This is a genomic window from Natronosalvus caseinilyticus (assembly GCF_017357105.1).
Lineage (GTDB): Archaea > Halobacteriota > Halobacteria > Halobacteriales > Natrialbaceae > Natronosalvus > Natronosalvus caseinilyticus.
In genome coordinates, this window is record NZ_CP071596.1 from 2,336,747 (window position 1) to 2,349,436 (window position 12,690).

Here is a 12,690-nt window from a genome sequence, read left to right on the forward strand (position 1 = left end):
CATTCGGCTCTACCAGTCGTCTGGATTCGCCGCACCTGGCGATTGGAACGTCTAAGAGATAGTTCCATCACTATCGAGATAAGTAAAGAGAAATGGACAGTAAATTCTAGAATCCGGAAATTTTCCGTGGGGAGACGCTTACTCCGCGGGGAAAGATTTATCGCGTCTGGGGAGAGTGTGGTTCCTATGCCAGATGGTGACAAACCTACAATGGGCAAGCGTAGCAGCAGGAATCTGACCAGTCGGCGGTACGTCCTCGCCCTGACAGCGGGCGCGACGGCCGGTCTCGCCGGTTGTACGGGCGGCGACGGCGGGAACGGTGGTAACGGCGGGAACGGTGGTAATGGCGGGAACGGTGGTAATGGAGGAAATGGGGGCAACGGCGACAATCGGACGCTAACTCGAATTGGCGGCACGACGCTTCCCGACGAGTACAACTTCAACCCGCTCGGTGAGCAGTTCCCCTCCCGGTTAGCCGATTTCACCAACGATCGGCAAACGATCGTCTACAACAACGGGAACGTCGAGACGCCCGCACTCGAGTCCTGGAACTGGGACCTCGATAGTCTGGTACTGACGAAGACGCTCCGCGACGACCTCGTCTTCTGGAACGGCGACCAGTACACTGCAGAGGACCTGTACACCTGGGAAGAAGTGAATCGGTTGATGTCACCCGACGGAAGCCAGTACGAGAACATCGAACTGGTCGACGACCTGACGATCGAGTACACTTACAAGGAGCCCAAGAATCCTGCGCTCATCGAGACGACCGACCTGGGTGGCGTGAGTGGAAACCTGGACTCCCTGACTGCGGAGACGTGGCAACCTCACCTCGAGGCACTGCAGGACGCGTCGACGGACGAGGAACGTGATGCGGCCTCTGCTGAGGTTCTCGACAAGAAAATCGATATCGACCAGTACATGAACGAAGGGCTCGGCACGGGGTCGTTCGAACTCGTCGACTGGTCCACCCAGGGTGTCACGCTCGAACCCGTCGACCACCACCGCTGGTCCGAAGACATCCAGATCGAACAGTACGAGGAACTCGTCGCTGGGGGTGCCGCCCAGGACGAGTTAATATCGAACGAAAAGGTCGACTTCGCGTCCGTCGCGATGGAACAGAAGTATCGGGAAGTACTCCCCGACCACTACCAGGACCTCGCGAAGTACGCCTCGAAGTTCATGTACTCGATGACGATCAACTGGAACCACACCGAGGCACTCCAGGACCGTGCCGTTCGCCGCGCGATAACGGCAGTCATCAATACGCAAGACGTCGTCACGAACTTCGAGACCGGACTGCCGATCGACGTCCACACGGGCATCGAACAGGAGTGGAACAATACGTACCTCGGCGACGACCTGGACAACTTCATCGACTACGCACCCCAGGACTCCGACCACGAACTCGCAGACCAGTTCCTCGAGGCCGGCGGCTACTCGCGCGAAGACGGGACGGTTTACAATCCGGACGGCGAAGAGCTCGACCCGATCCTGATGCCCATCGGGACGGATTACTTCTTCAACGTCCCAGGACAGACCGTCCACGCCCAGCTCGAGGAGTACGGCTTCCCCGTCGTGTTCGAGGGCCAGGAGCAGAACCAGGTGTCCGAGCGGTTCAACCAGACGATGGACTGGGGGCTCACGCCGTACAGCCACTACGCAGCGGACTACCAGCACCCGGTCGGGTTCTTCCGGTACAACCACTCGTTCGGCCTTCGTCTCGTGTCACAGATCGCAACCGGTGGAACCAGCGCTGCGAACGATACGATCCAGCAGTGGCTCGACGACGGCCGCACGCACTCGCCGTACAACGGGAAGCCGCTCGTCTGGGAGATCCCAACCGAAATCGGTCAACTCGACCTCTCCGGCGACACCGAGGAGATCAATCTGGTCGAAACGGTCAACGAGATTATGGTTACGGACGACGTCGAGTGGACCAACGAACAGATCAAAAAGCTGTGCTGGATGTGGAACTTCCACATGCCAGAAATCGACCTGCTCTACCGTCAGTCCGGTCGCTGGGCTAACACGCGCGACTTCGACTGGTCGGTCGACGAGAAGTGGCGTCTCGAAACCAACAACGCGCTGTACCCCCTCATCAAGAACGGCACCGTCGGGTACCCATAACGAAACCCGTACAGCCGCTCGGTGAGCGGAATTCGCACCGTCCTCTTCCTCTCTTTCTCCCTCTTCTCTCACGGCTTCTGTCCCACGAGAAGCTATCCGTCGACAAACAGGTTCCTAAAAGCTTATGTGAGAAAACTCCCCTCATTTGGGTATGGAACGGCTGATGATCGAGTTCTCGGTACGTGACGAATCGACCGCCACTGTAACGTCTACTGCTCCCGTACAGGTGACTCTCTGTGACCGTCCGTGACGGAGTGACAACCTCGTCAAACTCCTGGGGGAGGGAGACGCTGATCGAAGTCCGCAACGCATCCGTCACGTTCGACATGGAGCGGGGGACGTCGAAAGTGATGGACGACGTGACGATGGATATCCACCGGAACGAAATCCTGGGGATCGTGGGCGAGAGTGGCAGCGGCAAATCCATGTTCGCGTCGGCGCTCCTGGATGCAGTCGTCAACCCTGGCCGGTTGACCGGCGAGGTAATCTACCACCCTCCAGACGGCGATCCGTTCGACGTCCGTGACCTCGACGAAGAGGAACTCCGAAAGTTCCGGTGGGAGGAGGTCTCGATGGTGTTTCAGGGGGCGATGGACTCGTTCAACCCCACGATGTCGATCGGCGGCCACTTCACGGAGACGCTTCGGGCCCACAACCGTAACGTCGAGGAGGGAATGGCCTACGGCCGGGAGCTGCTCACGGACCTGTATCTCGATCCCGATCGCGTTCTCGACTCATACCCCCACGAACTCAGCGGCGGCATGCAACAGCGGGCACTGATTGCGCTCAGTCTGTTGCTCGAGCCGAGCGTCCTCGTGATGGACGAACCGACTGCGGCACTCGACTTACTCATGCAGCGTTCGATCACGAACCTGCTGGCGAAAATCCACGACGAGTACGAGATCACGATGATCTTCATCACGCACGATTTGCCGCTCGTCGCGGATCTGGCCGATCGCCTCGCCGTGATGTACGCGTTCCAGTTCGTGGAAGTGGGTCCGTGTTACGACATCCTGAAAGACGCCGCCCACCCCTACACTCGAGCGCTGTTGAAGGCCGTTCCAAACCTGTCGTCAGCCCTGGAAGATATGCAGCCGATCGAGGGTGACAGTCCCGACCCGGTCAACGTGCCGAAGGGGTGTTCCTATCACATTCGCTGTCCGCTCGCAGACGAGCAGTGTGTGGCGGTCGATCCGGAACTCGAACCGGTGAGCGGCGACCACGAGGTCGCCTGTTTCCACTGGGAGGACGCTCGAGAGCAGATCACCTATACCCTGAGCGACCAGAAACAGGAGGTGACGTTCGATGAGCCGTAGTTCCGAACCGGTCGTCACGCTGGACGACGTCGGTGTCGAGTTCTCGAGTACGTCGCTGATGCAGACCCTTCGACGGAAGGAGGCGGAGGTCGTCAGGGCGGTCGATGGGGTTTCCCTCGACATTCACGAGAACGAGGTGATCGTTCTCGTCGGTGAGAGCGGGTGCGGAAAGACCACGCTGGGGAAGACGGCCGTCGGCCTGCAGCGACCCTCCGACGGTTCGGTACGGTACCGCGGACAGGACATCTGGGACGCCAAAGACGGAAGGGGTGACGTGGACATCCCGTTCGCGGACATCCGTCGATCGCTCCAGATCATCCATCAGGATCCGGGGAGTTCACTGAACCCCAACCGAACTATCCTCAGCAGTCTGTCGGTGCCGCTGAAGAAGTGGTATCCAAACTTGAGCGTCGACGATCGAGAGGAGCGTATCTACAAACTGCTCGATTACGTCGGGATGAAACCGGCGTCGTCGTACGCGTCGCGGTATCCACATCAGCTAAGCGGTGGTGAACAACAACGGGTCGCCCTGGGCCGTGCACTCCTGATGAACCCGGACGTAATTTTGGCTGACGAGGCCGTCAGTGCCCTCGACGTCTCGCTGCGGATAGAGATGATGGACCTCATGCACGACCTGCAACGAGAGGTCAACACGTCCTACCTCTTCATTTCCCACGACCTCGCGAACGCGTACTACTTCGCGGAGAAGGTCGGCGGCCGTATCGGGATTATGTACCTCGGGAACCTAGTCGAGATCGGCGACGCCGAGGAGATCATCCGGAATCCGAAGCACCCCTACACGAAGATTCTTCGGTGGGCGACGCCGGTCATGGATCCGGACGCGGCGAGAGAAGGGACGAAAGAACTTCCAATGCGAAAGATCGACATTCCGGATCCGAAGCACCCGCCGAGCGGGTGCCGGTTCCACACCCGGTGTCCGAAGGCTCGAGAGGTGTGTACGACCCAGGTTCCACAGTTGACGCCAGCCGACGAAAGCGGCCGTTCGGACGTCGCGTGCTTCCGGTCTGAGCGGAACCACGAGTACTGGAACAGCGAACCGCTTCCGGAGTGAATCGCGACGACGAACTGGCCGTAGACGCCCATTGCTTGCTCTCGTCTTCTTCGATGGGGTAACTGACGATGCTCGATTCCGGAAACAGTCGACGAGAAGAGGACTCGTACGCTCCCGAGCGTCGACTGGTGAGTGAAAGCAGGTGGACGCCATCGGTTTACCCCCTCAGTTCAGGTTTGGAAACGCACTGAGGGCGTTCAGAGGTTATAGCGATGAACCGAACCGGACTCGAGGCCGGTTCGACTCATCGATCGACGCTCGACGGAGCACTAGTAGTCGCGTCTCGTACAGATGACGATCGCGACCGACATGACGACAGTGAGGGCAGCGAGCGTTGCGAGGTTCAGGACGACGATGACGTACGTCGCGCTCGCTGGTTCGACGACGGTGAGCGAAACTAGCGAGAACGCGATCAGGACCAGGGCCAGTGAGACGCCGAAGATCAGATAGAGTTTGTACGTACAGACTTGCTTGCCAAGTTCCGCGGTGAACGATCGCCCCATTACGTAGAGTGTCACCGTCGATTCCCTTATAACTGTTCGGGTGTCGGTGAAGTCAGTTCGATTGAAAACAATATCCCCTGTCGAGGGCGTCTGCTTGGCATGATAACACCTGACGCAAAGTTTAATATCGACTAGCGAAATGAGCCAGTATGAACTACTATGCCAGGAGAGTAGGGCAAGCAATTATTACGCTATTCTCTGTCATAACGATAACCTTTATTCTCTATCGTCTTATGCCGGGTGGGCCGATCGAGGTCATGCGAGATCGGATGATACAGGATGCTCTTCAACAGGGCCAGGACGTAAACATCGAACAGATCAACCGAATGATCGAATTGCGAACGAACATCGACCCGGAACAGCCGATTCTCGAAGCCTACGCCGAGTACATGGTTAACATCGTCGTCTACCAGGACTTCGGCGAATCCCTCTGGCGTGGCGAGCCAGTTTTCGATATTCTCTTTCGAGCAATGCCGTGGTCGATCTTCGTGAGTATCTACGGGCTCTTGATCGGATTTAGCGCGAACATCGTCCTGGGCGCGCTCATGGCCTACAAAGAGGGGTCCCGGTTCGACAACGTCGCCTCGATCGGTGCGACGTTCCTCAACTCGGTTCCGTACTACGTTGGGGCGATCCTGATGCTCTCGTTTCTCGGCTTCAAGTTCGGCTGGTTCCCGACCAGAGGTCGATACGATCCCTCCACGACGGCGGGGTTCAACATCCCCTTCATGCTGAGCGTGTTGCATCACTCTGCACTCCCCATCGCCTCGAGTATCATCGTCGGATTCGGCGGGTCAGCACTGGCGATGCGGGGGAACTGTATCCGCGTCATGGGGGAGAACTACCTCCGAGTAGCCCGACTCCGTGGCCTGAGTGACAATCGGATCGCGATCCGCTACGTCGGCAGAAATGCAATACTCCCCCTGTACACGAGCTTCATGATTGGCATCGCAGCGATCTTCAGCAGTTCGATCATCATGGAACAGATCTACACGTATCCCGGAATCGGATGGTACACTTACGAGGCGCTCTCTCAGCGAGATTATCCACTTTTGATGGGACTGCTCATATTCTTCTCGACGATCACCATCACCGGAATCATGATCGCCGACCTGACGTACGGGCTGATCGATCCACGGGCCGGAACGAACGACAAAGAGTCATACTGAGCTGATTTCAAGATGGAACACAACGAACGGACGGCTGACGACGGGGCGAACGAAGCGAGGACCGACGGCGGGTCGACGCCGGACTTCCTGACGAACATGTCCCAGTCGTCGACGTCGACGATGTCGAAACGCGAACGGTACTCACGGACGATCGATCGCTACTTCCTGACCCAGGCCCGAATCGCCTGGACCGACTGGCGAACCCGATTTGGAATCGTCGTGCTGGGACTGTTCATCTTCACTGGAACGGTGGGCGTCCACCTCGTCCCAGAACCGTCGATCAACGAGGCGGAGACGTACATGACCTGGTTCCAGTCGGTGGAATACCCCCTCGGTACCGACAATATGGGTCGGCCGATCCACAAACAGCTCGTCCACGCCACGCCTGCTGTGCTCAAAATGGGGCTCGCAGGGGCGATTTTCGCCGCAGGCGTTGCGGTCGTCGTCGGGACGGTTGCGGGGTACAAAGGTGGAATCGTCGATTACGTCCTGATGCTCATCTCCGACATCCTCATGGTCATCCCCGGGCTTCCGCTGGTCGTCGTCCTGGCGGCCATCTACCAGCCGCGGGATCCATTCGCCGTCGGCGTGATCCTCGCGATCGACAGTTGGCCCGGATTAGCACGGACGATTCGGTCGCAGGTTCTGACGCTTCGCGAGGCGTCGTACGTCGAAGCCGTCCGCTCGATGGGCGTCTCGACGCGCTCGATTCTCCGAAACGACATTATCCCACAGCTCATGCCGTACGTACTGATCAACTCCGCACAGGCCGCTCGAGGCGTGATCTTCGCATCCGTCGCGCTGTACTTCCTCGGATTCCTCCCGTACTCGGAGACGAACTGGGGGACGATGATGAACGACGCGTACGCGACCGGAGGCGCCCTCTCGAATCCCGAACGGGCCGCACACTGGTTGTATCCGCCGATGGCCGCGCTTATCCTGCTCTCGTTCGCACTGGTGTTGCTCTCGCAGGGACTCGACAAGGTGTTCAATCCACGACTCAGGGCTCGCCACTCCAAGACAGTCGACGATAGCGAGGACGTCACGAATCGAAACTGATCGGTCGCTATCCTCTTCGTCTTGTCTTCGTCTTCGTCTCTGCCTTCGTTTTCACTTTCAGGTCCCAACCCTGGTCACTGATTCAAAGACGAGTCCCCCGATCCGGTCGCCGGGATACCCTCGAGCGCACCCTGGGGAGGTGAACGTTTATGCACTTGTCGTCCGAAGGTCAGAGTAACGCACAATGTCCACGAAAGTGTCCGAAGACTCACAGGGCGTGTCGTCCCGGATCGACCAGTCGGTCAAATCGTTGCTCGAGCAGCCACTGGCACTGAGTTTGCTGTTTGGCTTCGGCTTGCTCCTGATCGGAGCGGTTCGAGGAGACGGTGCCGTTGCGGGAATGCTCGGTATCTACGGCGCGACGGTCATTCTCGTTTCGGTGGGTATCTACGTGATTTTGGCCGTGTTACGTCGCGGCCAGTGAATCACGGACGTCCCAGCAGTCCATATTTCGAGAGTCTTCCGTTCAGACGTCGCGTTCAATCACACCGGCAGTCGAACAGTCACCGAGCGTATCGTAGAGGGAAGACAGCGTGATTACTGCAGTCGTTGTCCGCCCAAGCACTCGATGGTCTCCACAACGTGATCGATCACGCTCGAGTGCAGCCGAAAGAACGCGCCGAAATCACGTTTCGGTGACCGTCAGTTGGAATCTCGGTTTCCGTGCGCCTGTTGGGGTCCCCACGTTGTTCCGGCCGTCCCGAGTTCCTCCGTGAGAACGAACTTTCCATAGACGTTGTTGGACGCGGTGATCGAGGTATACTGGTCGGTCCACTGGCGGATCGCCCCGCCATCGTCACCGGTTCCTTCGTCCGCACTGAACGGTGGGGCGCGGTCGGTGAAGAACCAGTTGTTCCGGATCGTGGCTCGCTCTCGCGGCACGCCACGGATGACGATCGCCGGTTGTGGCGCGCCGGAGACGGCGGCCTTCTCCGACAGAACGACGTTGTTCTCGATGTCCATGCGCACGCCCGCCTGTGGTTCGTCCATATCGTCGACCTCACCTCCGTGGGCGTCGATCGGTGCCAGCCGTGTCCGAGGGCCAAAGAGGTTGTTCCGGACCGTGTAGTTCATCGGCACGTCACCGCCCACGCCGGCAATGGAACGACGGTTGTTGTCGAGGTAGTTGTACTCGATAAGCGGATCGCCGCCGTAGACGTTGATGCCGTACCCGAGTGCCGGCGATGGATTGTCGACGAACTCGTTGTGGTGGATGTAGACCCCTTCACACTCGTACGCACCCCACATTCCGACCCGGATGCCGGCGTACGTGAACCCGGAGAACTGGCAGTTGTCCACCTCGACGTCGTCAGTGTCGTCGATCAGGAGTCCGTAGGTGATTCCGACGTCGTAGATACTGTCGATCCCTTTGTCCTCGTAGTCCCAGTACTCGTGTTCGGGCCCGGACAGTCGAAGTCCGGTGAGTCGGACGTCGTCACCGCCCGTACTGATGAACGCGTTGAACCCGTTCTCGTCCTGGGAGAGGAGCGCCCCGTCCGATCCGTCTCGCCCACGGTCGGACGCGAGCGTCACGCCGCCGGCGAGCGTGATGGAGACACCGGTCATATCGACCTCGGCGTCCCCCTCGACCCAGATGATCTCTCCGGCAGTCGCATCCCCGGCCGCCGTCTCGAGTTCGTCCGCATCGGAAACGACGTACGTGGCCAGTTCTCGAGTGACCGCACCGCCGTGGGGATACTCCTCAGCACCGTCGAGCCCGTCGGGATCGTACGCTTCACCACCGCCGAGTTCCGGATTGAACGGGCGACGGACGGTTTCGCCGTCGAGTGCGAGGATCTCGTCGGCCGAGAGGCGAACGAGATCGCCTGCCGTTCGAATCCGATTGGACGAGTCGGATGGGGTCTGGCTACTGGCGGTGAACGAGTCCGCATCGCCGGTCGTCGAACCGGCCAACAGGACGCCGCTTGCGATACCAATGGACGAAAGATACGATCGTCTGTTCATGAGGGATACTCACATGATAGTGTATTGCAATGCCATATAATGTTCACGTAAAACCTATGCTCTTTGTGGATTGAAATTATGGGTGGTTGTCTTTCCGTGATGATACGCTGTACGCCTCGAAGTCAATCGAATCGAAAGCGGCGAGCACTCGGTTGCTACTCCGACCCGGCTTCGTGGGGGTAGTCGAAGGGGTGGTTTCCACCGAACCAGATCGCCTGGTTCGTGTGGGTACTTCGAATGACGGCGGTGTCGACAATCGTTTGGAATCGGAAAACGAACACTGTAGTCGGCATCTTCGGCGAATGTGCGCCCGTTTAGAACCGTTTGCTCGACAATGGAGGTCCATGCCGAATATATTTGTTTTGAATAATCAAACATATGGACGATGTAGTTCTAATTCGATTTTCTTTTATTTAATCATCAGACTACCAACTACATCCGTTCCCTGCGTGTGACATACATAGTGTTGTAAGGCCTGTAGTGGATTTAATTGGGCATCCCCGTGGATCGACCGCTCGTCCGTCAGCGAGCCGGTCGACCGTCAGCTATCGCTGTGGCAGTTCGATCTCGGGCGTTCGTTTGACCTATCCAAACGAGCCGCCGTGCGCGAGGGTTCCTGTGCACCGTCTCGATCCCTGGTCGAGGCTCTCTCGGTGGAACGATCGGTTTCGGTGACGACGAGTAATCGTTCCGTGGTGATCACCAGCAGTACGACCGGTGTATCGAACGACGAGAGTAGACAAGAATCGAACGTCATGGCTCACTCGGTCGAGACTGTACGGTCGCAACTAGCCATTCTGGCCCTCTGGCTGGCCGAGGGGTGATTCGATTCGACGACTACCGTACGACACTCCTCCTGGGTTCGATTGCTGTCCTCTGCCGGACTCGAGCCACCAGAGAACCACCCGGCCCCCTGTCAGAGATTCCCACACCCACTTATGGATCGCTCCGAACGATTCTCGCTCTCGAGGACACGCCGTCACAGCCAATCCCAATGCGACCGTCGCCTCCATCGCTCGCCGTTTGCTCACCCGAAACGATACGAATCCATTTCTGTCGGGTGCCGTTTCCGGATAGCCACCACCGAAATCGTGTTGTACTCGTGGTGAGTACGTGCCACCGTGACCTCAGCTATCGAGGGGCCGCGGCTCATTCGGCCGGGCGAGTTTCGGGAGACGATGACGCTCACGGAGCGGTGTTTCGGCTTCGAACGCGGTGGTCTCGAACGGCGGATGCCCCACTGCTTCGATCAGACGCGACCGAACCGACACGCGGTCGTCACCTGCGACGGCGACGTCGTGAGCCACGTGGCCTGTGTTCCGGCAGAACTTCGTGCGGGGGCCGCGACCGTCGAGTGCCACGGTATCGCCGGCGTCGCGACGGATCCCGACCACCGCGGAAACGGGTACATGACCCAGCTCCTCGAGTTCTGGCTCGACCGCCTCGATTCACAGGACGTTCCCCTCGCGGAACTCGAGGGCGACCGGCTCGGCTACGGACGGTTCGGGTGGGAGAACGCCGGCCGGGAGCAACGATTCCGGATCACGCGACGATCGTTCACCGCCGATCCCGCCGGTTTCGCCGACGTCCGTCAGTATCGAAGCCGGACGGATTTCGAACTGATCACGGAAATCCACGACCGCGAACGGTACCGAATCACCCGCACCGACCGGCGGTACGAGCGATTGCTCGAGCAACGCGACCTCGAGACACTCGTCTTCGACAGGGACCGCCCAGCGTACCTCGCTTACCGGGGGGCCGACCCCGCGTCCGTCCTCGAATTCGGCGGCTCGCGCGAGGGCGTCACGACACTGCTCGGGACGGTCCTCGAAACGGCGGCCGAACTGGAGGTGTTCACCCATCCCCACCACCCGCTCGTCCCGTCGTTCTGTGACCTGGCAATCGACTGGGAGACGCGCCCGCATCGAAAACTGAATATCCTCGACCTCCCCGCGACGCTCGAGGCGTACGAACCGTTGCTCGCGGAGCGATGGTCGACCGTCGTCGACGACTTCGGGCGCCCGTCTGGGACGGTGACGCTGGCCATCGACGGATCCGAGACGACAGACGCCGTAACGGTCACCTATGACGCGACCGGCGTTCACGTCGAGCGAACGGCGCGAGAACCGGACGTCGTCCTGGACCGGCGGACGATGACCCGCCTCCTGTTCGGCTCGCCCGACGCGTGCTGGTCGATCAGGCGCTCGCGGCCGTTCCTGCAGGCGGTCCTCCCCCTGGAGTACTACTTCTGGCAGACCGAGACGATATGAGTGGTCGGCGAGCACTCGAGTCATCGACTCTTCGATCCGTCTTCGCCGCGTTCGAAACCGATCACCCGCTCGCGTTCGATAGTGGTCGCCGATTAGAATCCGCCACAAGCCAATGTAAAAACGAAACAAGCCGATCCGTCGACGGACCCGTCTCGCTTCGCTCAGGACCGAGGCGTCTCACCGACGATGGCCGGTTCGCCCGACTCGGCGGCGTCGATGACGGTCCAGTTGAGTGACAGCGTCCGAACAGCGTCCGCGTAATCTGAGCGGACGTGTGCGGGGTCGTTTCGATCGACGGCCTCGAGGAAGTTGGTCACCTCCCGTCCGTATCGGTCGGTCGGGAGTTCGAAGTGGACCGACTCCTCGCCGACCGTACCGGTGATCTCCTGTGTCGTGTAATCCAGGTGTAAATGAACGTCCTCGCCGACGATATTCAACTCGGCCGTCCACTCCGGTGACGTCACCGCCGAGGAGACGGTGCTGATGACGCCGTTTTCGTGTTCCAACGTCGCCGTCGTCGCGTCGGGGTAGTCGATCTCCGGGGTTCCGATCCGATCCGTACTTGCAGCCGTCACGCGCTCGACGTCGCCGCCGAGATACCGAACCAGGTCGTAGATGTGGGTCGTCCGGGTGACGATTTCGCCGCCGGAGAGATCGAGTTCGTTCCCCCACGGACTCGCGAGCAGGCTGCTCCAGTAGCGGCCGGTGAGCATCGCGATCTCCCGGCCTTCGAGCAACTCGAGGGCCTTCTCCGTGATCTCGTCGTACCTGAAGACGTAGCCGGTTCCGGTGACGATCCCGGCGTCCTCGATCGTCGCCTGCGTCTCTCGGCCCTGCTCGGGTTTCAGGGCGACCGGCTTCTCGACGAAAACGGCGATTCCGCGTTCGGCGGCGAGGGTCACCTGATCGTCGTACGCAAACGGGGGGATTGCGATGAACACCGCATCGAGGGACTCCTCCTCGTAGAGGGTTTCGTGCTCGGTGTACACCGACGCGTTGCGAGGCTCTGCAGCTTCTCGTGCGGCGTCCTCGTCGATGTCACAGATTGCCGTGATGCTCGCGTCACTACTGGCGTCGACTTTCTCCATCAGTGTGCTGGCCATCTTGCCAGCTCCAATGAATCCTACGTCCATACGTCGTACACCGAGGTAATCCTCTTGTAGGCTTCGATATCAGTGCCCATGTTGACAGGATTCGGCGCGCCGG

General features: G+C 59.6%; 10 protein-coding genes. 7 read left to right on the forward strand and 3 right to left on the reverse strand.

Translation table 11 applies throughout. The annotated features are described in order from the left end of the window. Positions 1-210: 210 nt before the first annotated feature. The 3 genes from J1N60_RS11255 to J1N60_RS11265 all read left to right on the forward strand — a co-directional run bounded on the left by J1N60_RS11255 (position 211) and on the right by J1N60_RS11265 (position 4,518). A complete protein-coding gene (locus J1N60_RS11255) occupies positions 211-2,130 on the forward strand; it encodes an ABC transporter substrate-binding protein (protein ID WP_312907483.1) in 1,920 nt (639 codons plus the stop codon). A 254-nt stretch (positions 2,131-2,384) separates the two neighbouring features. After that, entirely contained in the window at positions 2,385-3,446 is a 1,062-nt protein-coding gene (locus tag J1N60_RS11260) for an ABC transporter ATP-binding protein (RefSeq protein ID WP_312907484.1), read from the forward strand. Continuing rightward, entirely contained in the window at positions 3,436-4,518 is a 1,083-nt protein-coding gene (locus tag J1N60_RS11265; RefSeq protein ID WP_312907485.1) for an ABC transporter ATP-binding protein, read from the forward strand. The genes J1N60_RS11260 and J1N60_RS11265 overlap by 11 nt, the downstream gene beginning before the upstream one ends. Before the next feature lie 269 nt (positions 4,519-4,787). On the opposite strand, the gene J1N60_RS11270 is transcribed toward J1N60_RS11265, so the two are convergent. Beyond that, on the reverse strand, positions 4,788-5,021 hold the full coding sequence (locus J1N60_RS11270; RefSeq protein WP_312907486.1) for a hypothetical protein: 234 nt from the start codon (positions 5,019-5,021) through the stop codon (positions 4,788-4,790). A gap of 149 nt (positions 5,022-5,170) precedes the next feature. Here J1N60_RS11270 and J1N60_RS11275 point away from each other — a divergent pair, with 149 nt between their 5' ends. The 3 genes from J1N60_RS11275 (at position 5,171) to J1N60_RS11285 (ending at position 7,673) form a co-directional block, all read left to right on the forward strand. After that, entirely contained in the window at positions 5,171-6,190 is a 1,020-nt protein-coding gene (locus tag J1N60_RS11275; RefSeq protein ID WP_484551595.1) for an ABC transporter permease, read from the forward strand. Between the two features lie 12 nt (positions 6,191-6,202). Beyond that, on the forward strand, positions 6,203-7,249 hold the full coding sequence (locus J1N60_RS11280; RefSeq protein ID WP_312907488.1) for an ABC transporter permease: 1,047 nt from the start codon (positions 6,203-6,205) through the stop codon (positions 7,247-7,249). A 184-nt stretch (positions 7,250-7,433) separates the two neighbouring features. Next, positions 7,434-7,673, forward strand: a complete 240-nt coding sequence (locus J1N60_RS11285; protein WP_312907490.1) for a hypothetical protein — start codon at positions 7,434-7,436, stop codon at positions 7,671-7,673. Positions 7,674-7,891: 218 nt separating this feature from the next. Here the strand turns inward: J1N60_RS11285 and J1N60_RS11290 are convergent, their stop codons facing one another. Then, positions 7,892-9,214 (reverse strand): right-handed parallel beta-helix repeat-containing protein, encoded by a 1,323-nt coding sequence (locus J1N60_RS11290; protein WP_312907492.1) that lies wholly within the window; start codon positions 9,212-9,214, stop codon positions 7,892-7,894. A 1,121-nt stretch (positions 9,215-10,335) separates the two neighbouring features. On the opposite strand from J1N60_RS11290, the gene J1N60_RS11295 reads away from it, so the two are divergent. Further along, entirely contained in the window at positions 10,336-11,484 is a 1,149-nt protein-coding gene (locus J1N60_RS11295) for a GNAT family N-acetyltransferase (RefSeq protein ID WP_312907493.1), read from the forward strand. 161 nt (positions 11,485-11,645) lie between these two features. Here J1N60_RS11295 and J1N60_RS11300 read toward each other — a convergent pair whose 3' ends face one another. Further along, entirely contained in the window at positions 11,646-12,617 is a 972-nt protein-coding gene (locus J1N60_RS11300; protein WP_312907495.1) for a Gfo/Idh/MocA family protein, read from the reverse strand. Between the last annotated feature and the right edge of the window lie 73 nt (positions 12,618-12,690).